Here is an 18,623-nt window from a genome sequence, read left to right as displayed (position 1 = left end):
GACCGAAATTTTAGGGTAGCCAGCCCTACATGCCGGATTCACCCCAGGTCACGCACCGAGTCGTGGCAGGCCGATACCGCCTGCTGGAACCAATCGGCCGAGGTGGAATGGGCACCGTCTGGCGGGCCCATGACGAGATTCTCGGCCGCGAGATCGCCGTCAAGGAGCTGATCGCGCCACCGGAGCTCACCGGATCCGAGCGAGAGATCTTCACTTTACGGACCTTCCGGGAGGCCCGCGCCGCCGGGCGGGTGGGCCACCCCGGCGTCGCCACGGTGTACGACGTGTTCGAGGAGAACGGGCACCCGTGGATCGTGCTGCAGTACGTCCCCTCCGACACCCTGGGCGCCGTGGTGCGCGACCAGGGGCCGCTCACCCCGGCTCGCGTGGCCGAGATCGGGCTGCAGGTGCTGGCCGCGCTGCGGGCCGCCCACCAGGCGGGAGTGCTGCACCGGGACGTCAAGCCCGACAACGTCCTGCTCTCCACGGACGGCGGCCGGGCGGTGCTGACCGACTTCGGCATCGCGACGCTCGACGACGACTCCTCCGTGACCCGCACCGGAACGCTCATCGGCACCCCGGCGTTCATCGCCCCGGAGCGGGCGGCCGGCGGCCAGGCGACCCGCGCCTCCGACCTGTGGTCCCTCGGCGTCACCCTGTACGTCGCGGTGGAGGGCCGCTCGCCGTTCCAGCGCGGCAACCCGCTGGCGACGCTCGGAGCCGTCATGCACGACCCGCCCGCGCCCATCCGGCTGGCGGGACCGCTGGGTCCGGTCCTCATTGGGTTGCTGCAGAAGGATCCGGCCGAGCGGCTCACCGCCGGGGAGACCGAACGCTACCTGCGCATGGTGGCCGCGGGCATCCAGCCCGAGCCGACGATGCCGGCCGCCCCCGTGCCGGCCCCCGTCCCCGCCCAGGCGTCCCCGCCCACCCGGGAGCGGCTGCCCGCATCGCCGGTCACGGCGCCCGGGGCGGTGCCCCCGCAGACGCGGCAGGGCGGCGGGCGCGGCATGGCGCTGGCCGGGCTCACGGCCCTGATCCTGTCGGTCGGCCTGGTGGCCGGTGGCCTGGCGTGGGTGACCGCGCGGTCGGCCGGCTCCGGTGGAGCGCCGGCGACCTCCCCGACGGTCCGCGTGACGGTCTCGGTCACCCCGACGGCCGAGCCAGTCACCCGGCGGGCCACCCAGGACCCCTCCCAGCCGTCCCAGGGCCAGGTCCCGTCCTCAGGCGTGCCGTCCTCCTCGGCCCCACGGCCCACGCCCACCAAGGACGACCCGACGCCGGACAAGACCAAGGACAAGGGGACATCGCCCGAGCCGTCCGCCAAACCGACGAAGACCAAGGAGAAGGCCGAGGACAACGTCGTGCCCCCGGCCGAGAGCGGCGAGGACCAGCCGAGCGACTCCGGGGAGAGCGACGGCGGCCAGGGCGAGCAGCCCGACCAGGGCCGGGACGGCGGCCAGGCCGTCCTGGACGGAGGCGTCCCCTTTCCAGGCGTCTAGCGCGATGTCCGGGAACGTTCACCAGGTCGCGCGACGTACGACGGCGCCGGCTTCGCCGTAGCCCCTTCCCGCCGTCGCGGCGCCGGACCACGAACACCATCCGCCGGAAGGAAGCCGGGCCGCGGCGGGACCCGGGTCAGGACTCGGCGCGGACGGTGGGCCGCGGGCAGGACCCGGCGCGGACGGTGGGCCGCGGGCGGGACCCGGGTCAGGACTCGGCGCGGACGGCGGGACCCGGGTCAGGACTCGGCGCGGACGGTGTCCAGGGAGCGGGCCAGGTCGTCGGGGTAGTCGCTGGTGAACGTGACCAGTTCGCCGCCCGTCGGGTGCTCGAACGCCAGCGAGACGGCGTGCAGCCACTGGCGGGTGACGCCCAGCCGGGCCGCGAGCGTGGGATCGGCGCCGTAGGCGAGGTCACCCACGCAGGGGTGCCGTGTGGCCGCCATGTGGACGCGGATCTGGTGGGTGCGGCCGGTCTCCAGCTTGATGTCGAGCAGCGACGCCGCCCGGAACGCCTCGATCGTGTCGTAGTGGGTGATCGACTCCTTGCCACCCGCCACCACGGCGAACCGGCCGTCACCGGACGGGTGCCGGTCGATGGGGGCGTCCACGGTGCCGCGCAGCGGGTCGGGATGGCCCTGGACGAGCGCGTGGTAGTGCTTTTCGACCGTGCGCTCCTTGAAGGCGCGCTTGAGCCGTGAGTAGGCCACCTCGCTCTTGGCCACGACCATGACGCCGGTGGTGTTGGCGTCCAGGCGGTGGACGATGCCCTGGCGCTCGGCCGCGCCGCTGGTGGCCACGCGGTGACCGGCGCCGAGCAGGCCGCCGAGAACGGTGGGGCCGGTCCATCCCACGGTGGGGTGCGCCGCCACGCCGATCGGCTTGTCGATCACGACGATGTCGTCGTCCTCGTACAGGACGCGCATGCCCGGGACGGGCTCGGCCACGGCCACCGGAAGGCTGGGCGGCGGAGGGATCATGACGTCGAGCCACGCGCCGGCGTGCACCCGGTCGGACTTCGCGGGGGTCGTCCCGTCGAGCAGGACGTCGCCGGCGGAGATCAGCTCGGCCGCGCGTGTGCGGGAGAAGCCGAACAGCCGCGCCAGCGCGGCGTCCAGGCGCTCTCCCTCCAGGCCGTCGGGAACCGGCAGGCTGCGCTGCTCAGCCACGGGACTCCCCTTCCTGTCCCTGCGCCTGGTCCTGCCGGGCGGCATCGCCGTCCTGCCGCTCGTCACCGGCGCGCGACCCGTCGATCTGGTAGCCCCGCCAGGCGAGGAAGACCGCGAGGATGCCGCCGCACACGATCGCCGAGTCGGCGACGTTGAACACCGGGAAGTGGGTGATCGGGAAGACCTCGATCCAGTCGACGACGTGCCCCTGGAACGGCGCCGGGTAGCGGAAGATCCGGTCGGTGAGGTTGCCGATCGCGCCGCCGAGCAGCAGGCCCAGAGTGATCGCCCACGGGAAGCTGCGCAGCTGCCGTGCCGTGCGCAGGATCGCGATGACCACTCCGGCGGCGATGATGGTGAAGACGATCGTCATGCCGGTGCCGATGCTGAACGCCGCGCCGGAGTTGCGGATCACCCGTAGCTGCAGCAAGTCGCCGATCACGCGGACCGGCTCCCTGCCCTCCAGCACGTTCACCACGACGGTCTTGGTTGCGAGGTCGAGCGCGTAGACGACCACCGCCAGCACCGCGAGGGCACCGATCCGTCGGGGCCGCGACGGCGTCCGCTCGCCGGCGGGCTCGCCCCCGGGGTCCGGCGAGGTGTTCAGCGGCGCTCCTCCCGCTGCTTGCACGACACGCACAGCGTCGCCCTCGGGAACGCCTGCAGGCGTTCCTTGCCGATCGGCTTGTGGCACGATTCGCACACTCCATATGTTCCTGCGTCGATGCGGGCGATCGCCCGCTCGTTCTGCGCGACCAGGTCTCGCGCATTCAGGGTAAGGGCGATCTCGCGTTCCCGCTCATAGGTCTTGGCCCCCGCGTCGGCCTGGTCGTCACCGGCGCTGTCGCTGATGTCGCCCGAGGCGATCTGGGACTCCGCCCGCGCCACCTCCGCGTTCAGTTCCTCGATCTCGCCCTGGAGGCGGCCGCGGACCCCGGAGAGTTCCTCCTCGGTCCAACCGGCGTCGCCACTCGTCTCCGTGGCGGTCTTCGCCGCCCGCGTCATACCGGCCATGTAGGCCTCCTCGCCGATCCGACCTGATGAGCAGTGCGGGAAGCATAGGTCGGCCATATCCGAAGAACAAACGACGCGCCGACCGTTTACGCCATCCGTAACGCCGCAGCCCTTTCGGTCAATTCCTGCTCGTTACCGGTTATCTCCACGACCTTGTCCCTGCTTGTCGCGCCGGTGACGAGCCGTACGTCCCCCCGGCGCACGCCGAAGGCCTCCGCCACGGCGCGCAGCGCGGCCTCGGTGGCCCTCCCGTCCACCGCGCGGGCGTTGACCTTCACCACGATCGCCTCATCGCCGTAGGCTCCGCCGACGGCTTCGCGCGCGGCGCCCGGGCGCACCCTGATGGCCTGCCTCATAAATGTGTCGGTCCTCTCCCCATCGTGGGATATCGTTTCAGTTTGCAAGGCGTTGATGGGGACGAGTACCTCCGAGCCCCCTCGCACGAGCGACCCGGGGACGGTGCGAGCCCGGGGCGAGACCCGGAGGGAAGATCACCCCGGAGCCGCCGGAGGAACGGCCGCACCCCTTGTCCGAGGGTCGCGCGGCTCAGTAGAACCGGCAGCGGTGACAAGAGTGGGCCTCATTTCGGGAAATTCTGCGAATGAGGTCAAGGAGGGTGGTACCGCGGGGCCCTGGCCTCGTCCCTCCACGCCATGGAGAAACGCTCGCGTGGAGGTCCGCCCTACGATGTCCGCACCCTTCTTCCGCTCGCTTCCCGCGCAGGTCGACCTGCCCGCCCTCGAGGCGGAGGTGCTCGACCGCTGGCGTGACGGCAAGGTCTTCGAGCGCTCGCTCGAACAGAACGCCGGCGGCCCGTCCTGGGTGTTCTACGAGGGCCCGCCCACCGCCAACGGCATGCCGGGCGTCCACCACGTCGAGGCCCGCGTCTTCAAGGACGTCTTCCCCCGCTACAAGTCCATGCGCGGCTTCAACGTGCCGCGCAGGGCCGGATGGGACTGCCACGGCCTGCCCGTGGAGGTGGCCGTCGAGAAGGAGCTCGGCCTTTCGGGCAAGCCCGAGATCGAGGCGTACGGCATCGCCGAGTTCAACCAGCGCTGCCGCGAGTCGGTGTGGCGCCATGTGGACGCCTTCGAGGAGATGACCGAGCGCATGGGCTACTGGGTCGACATGTCCCAGGCCTACCGCACGATGGACCCCTCCTACGTCGAGGCCGTCTGGTGGTCGCTGAAGGTCATCTGGGAAAAGGACCTGCTGTTCCGCGACTTCCGCATCACCCCGTACTGCCCGCGCTGCGGCACCGGCCTGTCCGACCACGAGCTGGGCCAGCCCGGCGGGTACGAGAACGTCTCCAGCCCGTCGGTCTACGTGCGGATGCCGGTGACCTCCGGGCGCTTCGAGGGCGCCGACCTGCTGATCTGGACGACCACGCCGTGGACCCTCGTGTCCAACACGGCCGTCGCCGTCCACCCCGACGTGACCTACGTGGTCGCCGCCAAGGACGGCGAGCGCCCGGTGATCGTCGCCGAGCCGCTGTTCGAAAGCGCCCTCGGCGAGGGCTGGACGGCCGGCGAGCGGTTCCCCGGCGCCGAGCTGGAGCACACGACCTACTCCCGGCCGTTCGAGCTCGTCGACATCCCCGGCGCCCACTACGTGGTGCTGGCCGACTACGTCACCGTCGAGGACGGCACCGGCCTGGTCCACCAGTCTCCGGCGTTCGGCGCCGACGACCTGGCGACCTGCAAGCGGTACGGCCTGCCCGTGGTCAACCCGATCGGGCCGGACGGCCGGTTCCTGCCCGACGTGCCCCAGGTCGGCGGGCGGTTCTTCAAGGACGCCGACGAGGGCCTCACCGAGGACCTGCGGGCCCGCGGCCTGCTGCTGCGCGGCAGCCACTTCGAGCACGCCTACCCGCACTGCTGGCGCTGCCACACGCCGCTGCTGTACTACGCGCTCCCCTCCTGGTACATCCGCACCACCCGCGTCAAGGACCGGCTGCTCGCCGAGAACGAGCGGACCAACTGGTTCCCGGCGACGATCAAGGAGGGCCGCTACGGCGAGTGGCTCCGCAACAACGTCGACTGGGCGCTGTCCCGGTCGCGTTACTGGGGCACGCCGCTGCCGCTGTGGGTGTGCACCGCCGACGAGTCCCATGTGACCTGCGTCGGCTCGCTCAAGGAGCTCGGCGCGCACGCCGGCAGTGACCTGTCGGCGCTCGACCCGCACCGGCCGTTCGTCGACGACGTCACCTTCCCCTGCCCGACGTGCGGCGCCGAGGCCCGCCGCGTCCCGGACGTCATCGACGCCTGGTACGACTCCGGCGCCATGCCGTTCGCCCAGTGGGGGGCCCCGCACGTCAACAAGGAGGCCTTCGAACGCTCCTACCCGGGCCAGTTCATCTGCGAGGCGCTCGACCAGACGCGCGGCTGGTTCTACTCGATGATGGCCGTCGGCACCCTGGTGTTCGACAGGTCGTCCTATGAGAACGTGCTGTGCCTCGGCCTGATCCTCGCCGAGGACGGCCGCAAGATGAGCAAGCACCTCGGCAACGTCCTGCAGCCCATCCCGCTGATGGAACAGCACGGCGCCGACGCGCTGCGCTGGTTCATGGCGACCTCCGGCTCGCCGTGGTCGCCGCGCCGGGTCGGCCACGCCTCGCTCGAGGAGATCGTCCGCAAGGTCCTGCTGACCTACTGGAACACGACCTCCTTCTTCACCCTCTACGCGGGCGCCGAGTCCTGGTCGCCGTCCCGGCTCGCCGAGGCCCCCGCGTACGCCGACCGGCCGCTGATCGACCGCTGGGCGCTGGCGGAGCTCAACCGCACCGTCGCCGAGGTCACCGAGGCGCTGGAGACGTTCGACACCACCCGCACCGGGCGGCGGCTGACCGAGTTCCTGGACGATCTGTCCAACTGGTACGTCCGCAGGTCGCGCCGCCGGTTCTGGTCCGGCGACGCCTCGGCGTTCGCCACGCTGTACGAGTGCCTGGAGACCGTGACCCGGCTCATGGCGCCGCTCGTGCCGTTCCTCACCGACTACCTGTGGGACGTGCTGCGCGCCCCCGACGCGCCCGCGTCGGTGCACCTGGCCACCTGGCCGGAGGTCAAGGAGGAACTGCTCGACCCGGGCCTGTCGGAGCAGATGGCCCTGGTCCGCCGCCTGGTGGAGCTCGGCAGGTCGGCGCGCGCCGGAAGCGGCGTCAAGACCCGCCAGCCGCTCGGCCGCGCCCTCATCGGCGCCCCCCGCTGGGCGGGCCTGCCCGGCTCGCTGCGCGAGCTGATCGCCGACGAGCTGAACGTGCAGGCGCTGGAGGACCTGTCGGCGTTCTCCGCCGACCTGGTGTCCTTCACCGTCAAGCCGAACTTCCGCTCGCTCGGCAAGCGGTTCGGCAGCGGCACCAAGGACGTCGCCGCGGCCGTCACCGCGGCCGACCCCGCCGAGCTGGCCGCGCGCATCCGCGCCGGCGAGACGGCGACGGTGGTCGTGGACGGCGCGGAGGTCGCCCTCGGGCCGGACGACGTGATCATCACCGAGCAGCCGCGCGCCGGCTGGGCGGTGGAGACCGGCGCGGTCGGCTCGGGCACCGGCGAGACCGTGGCCCTGGACCTCACCGTCACCCCGGAGCTGATGCGCGCCGGCCTCGTCCGCGAGGTGATCCGCCTGGTCCAGGACGCCCGCAAGTCCACGGGCCTTTCGATCACCGACCGGATCTCCCTGTGGTGGACCGCCTCGGGCGATCTGGCCGAGGCCCTGCGCGCGGACGGCGGCAAGGTCGCCGACGAGGTCCTCGCGGTGAGCATGGCCGAGGGCACCCCGCCCGCCGACCTTCCCACCCACCACGACCCCGACCTCGGCCTCACCTTCCACCTGGCCCGCGCCGGAGGCTGAACCAGCGCCCGACGGGTCCCGTGGACGTCCACGGGACCCGTCCTTTACAAAGTAGATCCGTAGTGTGCGGGGCGCCGCGCTGCGTCATCTGCCGGGTCAGGGCATGGGACGATCCGGCGGCCCGACCTCGACCGGAGGGATCCGGCGCAGGCATCTGGTGTCGGTGAGGTGCCATCGGCGGATGAACTGGGTCTCCAGGTGGATCGCGCAGGCCTTGGCCCTGCCGTCCTTCTCGGCGACGTGGCCGGTGCTCGGCATCTCGACGACCTCCGCGTCGCGGAACTGCGCGGCGGCCTGGACTCCCTCCTCGGTCGGGGTGCTGGTGTCCAGCTCACCGGACAGGACGAGCACCGGGACATCGGGCATGCGACCGGAGCCTTGCCGCACCGGAGCCCGGTGGTCCGGCCAGCCGATGCAGAGATCCCCGAGGTCGACGACCCCGTCCAGCCAGGCGCTCGGGCTGAAGGGCCGGTAGTCGTGGGGATCCAGCCGCGCCACGCGCGCGTCGTACTGCGCGAACCGACGCGGGACCGAGGCGCGACGGTTCCACAGGGTCGGATAATCGTTGCACACCACCGTGACGAACATCGGCATGCTGGAGGCGGCGCCCCTCCCGGAGACCCCGGTGACGTCGCTCGCGGAGACTCCCGCGCGTCCCGCGGAGAGCCCCGCGGAAAGCCCGCTGAGGGGCCGCACCCGCTCGGCCAGCTCCACCAGCGGTCCCGGATCCCCGTCGACCGCCGCGCGCAGCGCCTCGGGCAGCCCGCCGAACAGGTCCACGTGGCCGGAGGCGAGCTTGTACACGGTGCTCGCCAGCGCGGTCTCGTCCAGGACGGCGCCGCCCGCGTACCGGATCGGCCTGCGGTCCAGCCGCCGGGCCATGACTGCGAGATCCTCCAGCACCTCCGTCCCGTCGCACTCCCCGTACGAGCGGTGGCAGAGCAGCCGCACCGACCTGCGCATGGCCCGGGCGGTCGGCCGGCCCAGCGTGTCGAAGTCGAGCGGGTAGGCGGCGGACAGGACGATCGAGCGGACGTGGCGCGGGTGCCGCCGGGCGTAGACCGTCATGAGGTAGGTGCCGTAGGACTGGCCGAGCAGGTCGAGGCGGCCGATGCCGAGGTGCGCGCGGACGGCGTCGATGTCGTCCGCGGCGGCGGCCGTGGTGTAGAACCGGCGCCTCGCGCCGATCTCCCGGCCGCACGCGGCGGCCGCCGCGACGGCCCTCCCCCGCGTGCCCGTGAGGTCGGCCCACCCTGCGGAGCGGCACGTCAGCGGACTCGACCTGCCGACACCCCTGGGGTCGACCAGCAGCAGGTCGTGGGTGTCGAGCAGGGCGCTGTAGTCCCTCGCGTAGTTCCGGCGGCCGATGACCGGGACGCCTGGTCCGCCGGGGTTCGGCACGATCGTCCCCTCCGCGGGACGGGACCGGTCGCGCCGGTGCACGAGCATGTAGCCCACCGTCGTGGTGCCGGCCGCTGGATCATCCCAATCCAGCGGAACCCGCAGAGCCCCACAACTCGCCCCCGCCTGGCACGCCTGGTCGTCCTCCGAGACGGACGCCCGCCGTACCGGGCCGCTCTGCGCGGAGGCGCCCGCCTGGGCGGGCACGGGCGGGCACTGGAGTGACATGATCATGGTCACGGCCACGATCCCCGCCGCGACGAGCCTCACTTCACGCATGTTCCGATCTTCCGTCGCCCGTGCCCGGTTCACCGGTCCGACGCCCTGCGGCCGTGCGTCAAGAAAACCCCCAAAGGGAATGAGCCGACGTTCATGAAGGGGATGCGAGGGAGGGCGACCGCGTTCACGAAGGCACATGCGGAAGAAACCCGCCCTCATGAGGGGGCCGTGCCACCGAACGGGCTCCGTCAAGATCAGGCAGGTTCTAGAGTACGAACCGACCTATTCACGACGCGGATGCCTGCGGCATGGGTGCGCTCGCCTCGTCACGCGCCCATCGGCCTCCGCACGATCACCGACGGAGGCCCCCATGGCGGAACTGGACCCGTCCATTCCCGCGGACATCGACACGACCCGGCCGAGCGTCGCCCGGATGTACGACTACTACCTCGGAGGCAAGGACAACTACGCGGTCGACCGGGCGGCGGTGGACCAGGTGGAGCAGGCCATGCCGGAGATCCGGCTGCTCGCCCAGGAGAACCGCGCCTTCCTGCGCCGCGCCGTGCGCTACATGGCCCGGCAGGGAATCCGCCAGTTCATCGACATCGGCTCCGGCCTGCCGACCGCCGGCAACACCCACGAGATCGCCCAGTCGATCATCCCGGGCGCGCGCGTGGTGTACGTCGACCGCGACCCGATCGTGCTCGCCCACGGCCGCGCGCTGCTCGCCACCGACGGCAACACCCGGGTGGCCGGCGCGGACATGCGGCACCCGGAGGAGGTCCTCGGCCACCCCGACACCGTCGAACTGATCGACTTCGACGCCCCGGTCGGAGTCCTGCTCATCGCCATGATCCACTTCCTCACGATGGACGAGCAGGCCGGCGTCATGAACGCGCTGCACGACGCCTTGCCGCCCGGCAGCCACATCACCGCCACCCACGTCACCCGCGACGGCCACTCCACCGAGGCGGTCGAGAAGATCGAGAACGTCTACGCCTCCACCCCCACCCCGATCTACTTCCGCGAGCACGCCGAAGTCGCCCGCTTCTTCGACCGCTTCCCCCTCGTCGACCCCGGCCTCGTCACCATCGACACCTGGCACCCCGACCCCGCCGACCCCGCCCCACCCGCCACCAGATGGCTGTACGGCGGCGTCGGCCACAAGTCCTGACCGGCCATCTCGAACGTCATTTGACGCCGCCACGCTCACCGACCGGCACACGGCCACGAAGGGCCGAAGCCGGGAAGGATCGTGGGTGGCGATGTAGTGCGCCGGGCCGGGCGAAGTTGCCGGGCTGCGAGCCGAGCACCTGGAATGTGCGGCGCTTCGTCGCTTTCGATGTTCTGCCGATGCCGTCGGGGGTCGATGTCCGGAGGCGACGGTCTCAATCGGCCGGATGATGCTTTATCGCGTACTGCCGTTGGAGCTATTCCTGATCAGGAAGGGAGGGAAGTCGGTTGAGCTGATATTCGATTCGTCGTACCGATTCTTGAGTCTCTTTTGTTTCCTAGTCCCAGGTGGTGCCGGCGGTGCGGGTGTAACCGTCCCAGGTGGTGCCGGCCGAGCGGGAGAACGAGTCCCAGGTGGTGCCGGCGGAACGAATGGAGCGGGCCGGGGAGAAAGTGGTGTTCGACATTTCTTCGTCTCTTTTCTGGAGGGCATCGTGTTTGTCCTTGCACAAACAACTCTCCGGCATTTCAAGCCCTCCAACCAGACAAATGAACGGCAGCAAGCTGCACACCCCTGACCACTTCCTGCCAACCTCGACGCTCGGAAACTGTTTGTGTGTGACTCACGCGGCACCTATGCTCCCCGATCATGACGACAGTGCTCTGCGTGCCACAGTGGCAAGGATCCGGCTTAGGCGATTCGCCGCGGCTCGCGGCGGGCGCCCGTCGTACCGCCGAGTTGGTGCCGGCCGACGCCCGGGTCACGGTGCCGGTACTCGACACGGGGGGCAAACCCGATGCCGGAGTACGCGGGCTCGACGTGCTCGTGGAGAACCTGCGGCTGACCGAGAATGCTCTGGCCGGCATCGATGATGTGGTGGTGACCACCGGTGGTGACTGCGGGGTGGATCTGGCACCGATCGCCGCCGCCCGCGACCGGTACGGCGACCGACTGACGGTCTTGTGGATCGATGCGCACCCGGACCTCTACACTCCGCAGACCTTGCGGTCGGGCTCGTTCCACGGGATGGTGCTGCGTACGCTGCTCGGCGAAGGACCGGCACCGCTTGTTCCGAAGAATCCGCTGATGCCCGAGCAGGTGATAATCGCCGGAGAACGGGCGGGCGCCGCGGCGGAACACGAGTACATCGGGAAGGCCGGCATCCGGCGGTACGGCGTCGAGGATCTCGAAAAGGTGCTCGTCGGCCTCACCGGTCCGGTTTACGTCCACATCGATCTGGACGTACTCGACCCCACGGAATTCGGCTCTATCGGCTATCCCGAACCGGACGGGGTGCCGCCGCAACGGCTGATCGATCTGGTCTCGCGGCTGACCAACGTGGTCGGAGCAGCCATCACGGAGCATATGCCGTCAGGCCGCCCCAGCGATGCCGGCGATGCCGAGGTGATCCGACGGCTGGGGGTCGCGCTTCCCCTCTAACCCGCGAGCGAAGGCCATAGCGGACGCCCCAGGACAGCGTGAGGCCACAGGAGGCCGAAGCCGGCGGCGGAAGGGCTGTGGATGGCGATGCGGCCCGCCGGGAGATACCGGGGCGTTGACCTGGATGCCTGGAATGTGTCGTGTCATGTGCGGCGCTTCGCCGCTTCCATGCACTGCCGATGCCGTCGGGGTCGATGTCCGGAGGCGACGGTCTCAATCGGCCGGATGATGCTTTATCGCGTACTGCCGTTGGAGCTATTCCTGATCAGGAAGGGAGGGAAGTCGGTTGAGCTGATATTCGATTCGTCGTACCGATTCTTGAGTCTCTTTTGTTTCCTAGTCCCAGGTGGTGCCGGCGGCGCGGCTGTAACCGTCCCAGGTGGTGCCGGCCGAGCGGGAGAACGAGTCCCAGGTGGTGCCGGCGGAACGGATGGAGCGGGCCGGGGAGAAAGTGGTGTTCGACATTTCTTCGTCTCTTTTCTGGAGGGCTTCGTGTTTGTCCTTGCACAAACAACTCTCCGGCATTTCAAGCCCTCGAACCAGACAAATGGACGGCAGCAAGCTGCACGCCGGTGACCACTTCCTGCCAGACCCGCAATGACCTGACGTGACAGTCGACCGCGCCGCGTACCGAATGAGGAGTCCGCGCGCTACGTCACCTTTCAGAGGGGACGAGCAGTCCGCGTCACGCCTCCTCGAGGGGTGGGACATCGAGCACGATCTTGCCTGGCACCCGTCGTCCGAAGAGCGCCTCCACGGCCTCCGCGACGCGCCCCCACGGCCCCCGCCAGCCCACCTCGGGAGACAGTTCACCTCGCTCCACCAGCCGTATCAGCGTCACCAGGTCCGGCCCCACGCGCGTGGCGTCACCGAAGGAGTTCAGCGACTTCGCCGCACCCAGCGTGAAGATCGAGTTGGGCGGGAAGACCGCGGGCTCGCCGGAGGCCCACCCGATGCTCTGCAGGTTCCCGCCCGGCTTCAGCAGCTCCCATGCCCTGACGAGGTGAGATCCGCCGACGTTCTCCAGCACGACGTCGACCGGGTCCGTGATGGAGTCCAGCCCGATGACCACCTCGTCGGCGCCGAGCGCGGCCAGCCCCTCTCCCCGAGCCGGCGATCCCACCGAGGCGATGACGTACGCGCCGGCGCGACGGGCCAGCTGCACCGCCGTACGGCCGACGCCGCCGGAAGCACCGGTGATCAGCACGCGCCTGCCGAGAACGGAACCGGCCGCGCGCAGCGTGCGCAGAGCCGTGATCCCGGCGAGCGGCAGCGACGCCGCGTCCGCGAGCGCGACGGACTCGGGCACCTCCGCCAGATCGCCGGTCGCGAACGCCGCACGCTGGGACCAGGCGCCTGGGCCGAACGCGACGACGCGGCTGCCCCGCGCCGGTCCGCTCCCATCGGCGGCGGCACGGACCACCACGCCCGCCGCGTCGTAGCCGAGCACGGTTCCCGGCGGCTGGTGGCCCGCGTACCGCACCTCCCCGAAGTTGACGGACGCGTGCCGCACCTCGACCACGGCCTGCCCGGCCTCGGGCTCCGGCTCCGGCACCTCGCCGATCCGCAACGACGCGGGGGCCCCGGGATCGACGACGATCGCTCGGACGTTCATGCGGCACTCCTCAAAGGAATTAAGCGGACCAACAGTCCGCTTGGATGCGCCGATATTATGAGGACCGACAGTCCGGTTGCAACCAGGAACGAGGAGGGCCGCGATGGGCGACCGTCCAGAACGTGCCGACGCCACACGCAACCGGCTCGCCATCCTTCGCGCGACCGAGGAGCTCCTGGAACGGCACGGCGCCGACCACGTGTCCCTCGACCAGGTGGCGGCCGCGGCGGGTGTCGGCAAGGGCACCGTGTTCCGCCGCTTCGGCAGCCGCACCGGCCTGTTCCAAGAGCTGCTCGCCGATCGCGCCGTGCTCATCGGGGAGGCCATCACGACCGGCCCGCCCCCTCTCGGACCTGGTGTGCCGCCGAAGGAGCGCCTTATCGCCTTCCTGGACGCGCTGGCCGATCTCGCCTTACGCAACCTCGCGCTCATCTCCGCCCACGACCGCGCCTGCGCGGATGACAAGTACCAGGACCCGACCTATCTGCGCTGGCACTCCCACGTCACCGGGCTGATCGCAGAGGCCCGCCCTGACCTGGACGCCGAGTTCGTCGCCCACACCCTCCTGGCGTGCTTCGACGGCGACCTCGTCCGCCACGTGACGGCCAACGGCGGCCGGACGCGCCTCACCCACTCGATCCACGACCTGACCCTCGCCCTGCTCGGCCAGTGACCACCTGACCGGAAAGCGCACGGCGGACGACCGACGCCGGCGAGGTCATCGGGAGGACACAGGGGTCCGAAGCCGGCGTGGCACGGAAGGATCGCGGAAGGATCGCGGTTAGCGATGCGGCCCGCCGAGCTGAGCGGAGATGCCGGAGCGCTGCGGCTGAAAGCCTGGAATGTGTCGAATGTGTCGAATGTGCGGCGCTTCGCCGCTTCGATGCACTGCCGATGCCGTCGGGGTCGATGTCCGGAGGGCGACGGTCTGAATCGGCTGGATGATGATTTATCGCGTACTGCCGGGTGGAGCTTTTCCTGATCAGGAAGGAGGAAGGTCAGTTGAGCTGATATTCGATTCGTCGTTCCGATTCTTGAGTCTCTTTGTTTCCTAGTCCCAGGTGGTGCCGGCGGCGCGGCTGTAACCGTCCCAGGTGGTCCCGGCCGAGCGGGAGAACGAGTCCCAGGTGGTGCCGGCGGAACGGATGGAGCGGGCCGAGGAGAAAGTGGTGTTCGACATTTCTTTTTCTCTTTTCTGGAGGGCTTCGTGTTTGTCCTTGCACAAACAACTCTCCGGTATTCCGAGCCCTCGAACCAGACAAATGGACGGCAGCAAGCTGCACGCCCCTGACCGCTTCCTGCCACACTTTTCCCCGAGCCGGCGAGGCATCACGCCATCCCGTCGCCCTCACCTGTGCCGGCGGACGGCCTACCAGCTCCACTCGCACCCGGCCGCTTCTCTGACGCGATGTCGGGGTCCCTCAAGCTGAGGCGCTCTGTAGGGTGCGATGGTGTGAAGGCTCGCATCGGCGCGACGCCACCGCCTGGTGCCCCGGTGAACATTCCCGCCGCCTTGAAGAGATGGAGAGTTCACGTCTCATGGAGATCCTTGAGACGCATCGCGCTCTGCTGAGCCGGCTGCTGCCTGATGTCACACCGAGCGGTTTCACCGTCCGCCAAGGTCAGTTCCATCATGTAGTGATCGGCTCGGACCGCGTCGTGTGCCTGCCTCGCACGGAGGCGGCGGCCGCCCGACTGCCCGAACGGGCGGCTGTGCTACGCGTGGTCGCCGGGCTCGACCTCGGCTTCCACACTCCCGAGCCGCTGTTGGAGGGCGGCGCCCCAGGCACAGACGAGCCGCCGTTCCTGGTCCTCAGCCGTGTTCCCGGAGCACCGCTGGAGGCTGACGTGCTCGAAGATGCCGAGGTGGCCGAGGCCGTGGCGGCACAGTACGCCACGCTGCTGACCGGACTGGCCAGGGCCGGCGCCGACGAGGAGGTACGAGCGGCGCTGCCACGGACACCAGAAGGCCGGTGGCGGCAGTTCGCGGCGGGCGTCCATGCAGAGCTGTTCGTGCTCATGTCCCACAGCGGGCGTCAACGGGCCGAACGGGAGCTCGCGGCACTCGACAGCCTTCCCCACGTCGCCGGAGCAGTGGTGCACGGTGACCTCGGTGCCGAGAACGTCCTATGGGAGAGCACCGACGGGCTGCCGTGGCTCAGCGGAGTGGTCGATTGGGACGAGGTCACGATCGGCGACCCCGCCGAGGACCTCGCGGCCGTCGGCGCCGGCTACGGCAAGGATTTCTTGAGGCGGGTACTCGCGCTGGGCGGCTGGTCGGGCAACGAAATGTCGACCCGCATCGCCACAATCCGCAGCACGTTCGCCCTGCAGCAGGCACTCTCCGCGTACCGCGACCGCGACGAGGTAGAACTGGCGGACGGTCTAGCCGGCTACCGCTGACTGCTCGCCACATGATCAGGCTCCGGGGGTGCGCTGGTGGCACAGGCGACCACCCGCAACCGCACCTCGGGCCCGTAGATCTCCGGTCTGCCCGGGCGCGGCAGATCCACCAGGCCCCTAATGCCGCGCGTGGCGAACCGGTCACGCCACTTGCGTACGGTCGTCTCGGTGGTGCCCAGGTGAGCAGCGCACACCCAGCGAGGCGCTCGACGCGCCTGCACCGTCCACCTGGCCGAAACCAGCGATCACGCCGAGTGATCGACTGAACCCCTTAAGGATCTTTGCGGCGCTAGGGATTCTGCGGGGCCTGCGCCGGTGTCGGGAAGGCGAACCGCGCCTCCGCTCCAGACCACCACACCCCGATCGCGAACGCCGCCGTCGCCTCGACGTAGACCGCGCGAGACAGCCCGCCGCAGGGCACGGGCGTGCAGCCCATCGACGTGATCAGTGCAGCGACCTGATCGAGGCTCCTTGGGTCGTCACCGCAGAACGGCACGGCCAGCGGGGCACCCTCGAACACCGGCAGTGGCAGCGTCCAGATGCTTTCGTGGCACAGGTTGAACGCCTTGGCCACATGGGCGCCCGGTGCAGCGTTCGCCATCCGCTGGGCGATCGACGTCATGCCGCCTGTCGCCAGCACCAAGCCGTCGTCGGTTGGCACGATGGGGTTCGTGCAGTCGATCACCGTCCGCCCGGTGAGGATGTCGGCGAGCCCCTTCACCAACTCCGGCGCCACGTCCGCCGGGACCGCCGCGAGGACGATATCGCCGTGAGTCGCCCCGTCCGCGAGGCTTCCGTGCCCGGCAGCACCGATGCGGGCCGCGGTCGCTGCAGCCGCTGCCCGGTTGCGTCCACCGACGAGGACGTCGTGCCCCGCGCGAACCCACGCGCCGCCCAGCGTCGTGGCCATCGTGCCCGTGCCGAGGATGCCGATGCGCATGATGCAACTCCTGTCCCCGAATCGTCAGCGATCCGGCGTGTTCCTAGGTGATCCGAGATGGAACACCGGTTCGTGACGTTAGGCGGGCTGATGCACACCACGCGGTGTCCATCAGATCGGGCAGGATGAGGACATGGAGAAGCTCCCCGGCCTGTCGGAGCTCGCGTACACATCCGACTGTCAAGCGCGCGTCGCGTTCGAGGTGCTTGCGAACCGCTGGGACAGCGTCGTGGTGTACACGCTCGGCAAGACTGGTCCTATGCGGCCGCGAGCGCTGGTCACCCGAATCGGCGGGATCAGTCCCAAGGTCCTCAACGAGGCACTGCGGCGCTTGGAGTACAACGGCCTGGTCGAGCGCCGGGCGTACGCAGAGGCACCGCCTCGCGTGGACTACGCGCTGACGGAGGCGGGTAGCGCGCTGCTCGGCCCAATGCGGGCGATGGGCGCGTGGGCCGCGCGTTACGCGGACGACGTACTTGACGCGCAGGACCGGTTCGCGAAGCAGGGGCAGACTCATCCCCGTACCGGCACCTAGCCACATCGTCTGTCCCCGGTCATGACGCACTTTCGTCCGCGGAGCCATGGGCGGGTCGGGAGTCGCCTTCCAGTGCCTCGACCGCGCCGAGAAGGCCGCGAAGGCCGATTTCGTCGCGCTGAACGTCCGCCGGATCCTGAATCGGTGGTGGAGCCGGGCCGGTGCCCGGCGGGGACGCGCTACTTCCCGGCCGCGGTCCGGCCCGGCCAGTCGCTGTACCGGGTCTCGCCGAGAATCGCGCCATCGCCCGGCACCAGAGTCCGCTCGCCCAGCTCGGCGCCGAAGTAGGGCGCGTGCGGGTCCGTGACCACCTCACGCGGATCGTTCCAGGCGGCCAGGGCGTCCCGGAAGAACTCGTCCATCCGGACCTGCTCGGGCCCGGCGACCTCGACCCTCCCGTTCAACGGCGACCCCACCGAGATCCTGCCGACCGCCTGGGCGACGTCGTCACCCGCGAGGGGCTGGAAGAGCACAGGTGCCATCCGGACCGTGCCGCCGTCCGTGGCCGCCTCGGCGATGCTCCGGACGAACTCGAAGAACTGCGTCGCGTGCACGATCGAATACGGGATCGACGAGTTCTCGATCAGCTTCTCCTGAACGATCTTCGCCCGGAAGTAGCCGCTCTCAGGCAACCGCTCGGTCCCCACCACCAACAGCGCGACGTGGTGGCCGACGCCCGCAGCCGCCTCCGCGGCGAGCAGGTTGCGGGTGGAGGTCTCGAAGAACTCCAGCACCGCGGTGTCCTCGAACGACGGGGAGTTCGACACATCGATCACCACCTGCGCGCCGACCAGGGCGTCGGCGAGTCCTTCACCGGTGAGGGTGTTGACGCCGGTGTTCGGTGATGCCGCCACCGCCTCATGGCCGTGCTCGCCAAGTCTCGTCACGAGTTTCGACCCGATGAGACCAGTACCGCCGATTACCACGATCTTCATGACGAACCTTCCTGTCCACCGGGGCATCCGTTGCCATCCGGTCGCCAGCTAAGACAAGGCAGCCCTCCGGTCTGTGACAGCTCCGGCGAAAATTCTCCGGATCGCGGATCCCCGGCGCTGCGGGTCGGCGCCGAGGACTCGGCGAGCCGTCGTACCGCGCTGCGCTATGCCGGCGGTAACACCGTCGTGCAGGTCGGCTGGGTACTCCGCCTCTTCCTCTCAGAGACGGGTGCCTTGCCGTCATCCATCCGGCTGCCGTTCTTCGCCGGCCTGGTCATCCATCCCGCTCTGGTTCTGGGCCGCGTCACCGTCATCCTGCTCCCGCCGCTCGCGGCGCCGCGGATCGGAGTGGCCGCCGTGGTCGCGGCGATCGCAGCCGTCTGCGTCCTGCTGATCGCCGTCACGATGGCCCCTGAATCCGGCTAGGGAG

20 protein-coding genes are annotated in these 18,623 nt (G+C 70.0%); 8 read left to right on the top strand and 12 right to left on the bottom strand.

Annotation, left to right across the window (positions count from 1 at the left end):
• Window positions 1–29 precede the first annotated feature (29 nt).
• Complete coding sequence (locus MYF83_RS33970) at window positions 30–1,502, top strand: serine/threonine-protein kinase (RefSeq protein ID WP_279340444.1); 1,473 nt, start codon at window positions 30–32, stop codon at window positions 1,500–1,502.
• A gap of 239 nt (window positions 1,503–1,741) precedes the next feature.
• Here MYF83_RS33970 and MYF83_RS33965 read toward each other — a convergent pair whose 3' ends face one another.
• The 4 genes from MYF83_RS33965 to MYF83_RS33950 all read right to left on the bottom strand — a co-directional run bounded on the left by MYF83_RS33965 (window position 1,742) and on the right by MYF83_RS33950 (window position 4,041).
• A complete protein-coding gene (locus MYF83_RS33965; RefSeq protein ID WP_248964849.1) occupies window positions 1,742–2,671 on the bottom strand; it encodes an RluA family pseudouridine synthase in 930 nt (309 codons plus the stop codon).
• Window positions 2,664–3,311 carry a signal peptidase II gene (lspA, locus tag MYF83_RS33960; RefSeq protein ID WP_248964848.1) on the bottom strand — a complete coding sequence of 216 codons (648 nt, stop codon included), beginning with the start codon at window positions 3,309–3,311 and terminating at the stop codon, window positions 2,664–2,666. The genes MYF83_RS33965 and lspA overlap by 8 nt, the downstream gene beginning before the upstream one ends.
• Complete coding sequence (locus tag MYF83_RS33955) at window positions 3,275–3,685, bottom strand: TraR/DksA family transcriptional regulator (protein WP_372500323.1); 411 nt, start codon at window positions 3,683–3,685, stop codon at window positions 3,275–3,277. The genes lspA and MYF83_RS33955 overlap by 37 nt, the downstream gene beginning before the upstream one ends.
• 86 nt (window positions 3,686–3,771) lie before the next feature.
• On the bottom strand, window positions 3,772–4,041 hold the full coding sequence (locus tag MYF83_RS33950; protein ID WP_248964847.1) for a DUF167 domain-containing protein: 270 nt from the start codon (window positions 4,039–4,041) through the stop codon (window positions 3,772–3,774).
• 331 nt (window positions 4,042–4,372) lie between these two features.
• Between MYF83_RS33950 and ileS the strand changes: the two genes are divergently transcribed.
• The gene (gene ileS / locus MYF83_RS33945) at window positions 4,373–7,531 is read left to right on the top strand and encodes an isoleucine--tRNA ligase (protein WP_248964846.1); all 3,159 of its coding nucleotides are present in this window, start codon (window positions 4,373–4,375) and stop codon (window positions 7,529–7,531) included.
• Window positions 7,532–7,627: 96 nt separating this feature from the next.
• On the opposite strand, the gene MYF83_RS33940 is transcribed toward ileS, so the two are convergent.
• The gene (locus MYF83_RS33940) at window positions 7,628–9,211 is read right to left on the bottom strand and encodes an alpha/beta fold hydrolase (protein WP_248964845.1); all 1,584 of its coding nucleotides are present in this window, start codon (window positions 9,209–9,211) and stop codon (window positions 7,628–7,630) included.
• A 310-nt stretch (window positions 9,212–9,521) separates the two neighbouring features.
• Here MYF83_RS33940 and MYF83_RS33935 point away from each other — a divergent pair, with 310 nt between their 5' ends.
• Window positions 9,522–10,325 (top strand): SAM-dependent methyltransferase, encoded by an 804-nt coding sequence (locus MYF83_RS33935; protein ID WP_248964844.1) that lies wholly within the window; start codon window positions 9,522–9,524, stop codon window positions 10,323–10,325.
• A gap of 337 nt (window positions 10,326–10,662) precedes the next feature.
• On the opposite strand, the gene MYF83_RS43300 is transcribed toward MYF83_RS33935, so the two are convergent.
• Window positions 10,663–10,791: a hypothetical protein gene (locus tag MYF83_RS43300; protein ID WP_279340442.1), complete on the bottom strand. Its 129-nt coding sequence runs from the start codon at window positions 10,789–10,791 to the stop codon at window positions 10,663–10,665.
• 182 nt (window positions 10,792–10,973) lie between these two features.
• On the opposite strand from MYF83_RS43300, the gene MYF83_RS33930 reads away from it, so the two are divergent.
• Window positions 10,974–11,765, top strand: a complete 792-nt coding sequence (locus MYF83_RS33930) for an arginase family protein (RefSeq protein ID WP_248964843.1) — start codon at window positions 10,974–10,976, stop codon at window positions 11,763–11,765.
• 336 nt (window positions 11,766–12,101) lie between these two features.
• On the opposite strand, the gene MYF83_RS43295 is transcribed toward MYF83_RS33930, so the two are convergent.
• Together MYF83_RS43295 and MYF83_RS33925 are read right to left on the bottom strand one after the other, a co-directional pair.
• Window positions 12,102–12,230, bottom strand: coding sequence for a hypothetical protein (locus MYF83_RS43295; RefSeq protein ID WP_279340441.1), 129 nt, complete (start codon window positions 12,228–12,230; stop codon window positions 12,102–12,104).
• A 220-nt stretch (window positions 12,231–12,450) separates the two neighbouring features.
• Entirely contained in the window at window positions 12,451–13,380 is a 930-nt protein-coding gene (locus MYF83_RS33925; protein WP_248964842.1) for a zinc-binding dehydrogenase, read from the bottom strand.
• 103 nt (window positions 13,381–13,483) lie between these two features.
• Here MYF83_RS33925 and MYF83_RS33920 point away from each other — a divergent pair, with 103 nt between their 5' ends.
• Window positions 13,484–14,053 (top strand): TetR/AcrR family transcriptional regulator, encoded by a 570-nt coding sequence (locus MYF83_RS33920; protein ID WP_248964841.1) that lies wholly within the window; start codon window positions 13,484–13,486, stop codon window positions 14,051–14,053.
• Window positions 14,054–14,431: 378 nt separating this feature from the next.
• Here MYF83_RS33920 and MYF83_RS43290 read toward each other — a convergent pair whose 3' ends face one another.
• Complete coding sequence (locus MYF83_RS43290) at window positions 14,432–14,560, bottom strand: hypothetical protein (RefSeq protein WP_279340440.1); 129 nt, start codon at window positions 14,558–14,560, stop codon at window positions 14,432–14,434.
• A 341-nt stretch (window positions 14,561–14,901) separates the two neighbouring features.
• Here MYF83_RS43290 and vph point away from each other — a divergent pair, with 341 nt between their 5' ends.
• Entirely contained in the window at window positions 14,902–15,783 is an 882-nt protein-coding gene (vph, locus tag MYF83_RS33915; RefSeq protein WP_279340439.1) for a viomycin phosphotransferase, read from the top strand.
• On the opposite strand, the gene MYF83_RS43285 is transcribed toward vph, so the two are convergent.
• Together MYF83_RS43285 and MYF83_RS33905 are read right to left on the bottom strand one after the other, a co-directional pair.
• Entirely contained in the window at window positions 15,774–15,977 is a 204-nt protein-coding gene (locus tag MYF83_RS43285; protein ID WP_372500322.1) for a helix-turn-helix domain-containing protein, read from the bottom strand. The genes vph and MYF83_RS43285 overlap by 10 nt on opposite strands.
• Window positions 15,978–16,072: 95 nt before the next feature.
• Window positions 16,073–16,723 (bottom strand): NADPH-dependent F420 reductase, encoded by a 651-nt coding sequence (locus MYF83_RS33905; protein WP_248964839.1) that lies wholly within the window; start codon window positions 16,721–16,723, stop codon window positions 16,073–16,075.
• Window positions 16,724–16,856: 133 nt separating this feature from the next.
• On the opposite strand from MYF83_RS33905, the gene MYF83_RS33900 reads away from it, so the two are divergent.
• Window positions 16,857–17,258, top strand: coding sequence for a winged helix-turn-helix transcriptional regulator (locus MYF83_RS33900; RefSeq protein WP_248964838.1), 402 nt, complete (start codon window positions 16,857–16,859; stop codon window positions 17,256–17,258).
• A gap of 179 nt (window positions 17,259–17,437) precedes the next feature.
• Here MYF83_RS33900 and MYF83_RS33895 read toward each other — a convergent pair whose 3' ends face one another.
• Window positions 17,438–18,193, bottom strand: coding sequence for an SDR family oxidoreductase (locus MYF83_RS33895; protein WP_248964837.1), 756 nt, complete (start codon window positions 18,191–18,193; stop codon window positions 17,438–17,440).
• Between the two features lie 234 nt (window positions 18,194–18,427).
• Between MYF83_RS33895 and MYF83_RS33890 the strand changes: the two genes are divergently transcribed.
• Entirely contained in the window at window positions 18,428–18,619 is a 192-nt protein-coding gene (locus MYF83_RS33890; RefSeq protein ID WP_248964836.1) for a hypothetical protein, read from the top strand.
• The last annotated feature ends 4 nt before the right edge of the window (window positions 18,620–18,623 follow it).

The organism is Sphaerisporangium perillae (assembly GCF_023276435.1).
Taxonomy (GTDB): Bacteria; Actinomycetota; Actinomycetes; order Streptosporangiales; family Streptosporangiaceae; genus Sphaerisporangium; species Sphaerisporangium perillae.
The sequence above is the reverse complement of the archived record's forward strand: the minus strand, read 5'-3'. Positions and strand labels throughout refer to the sequence as shown.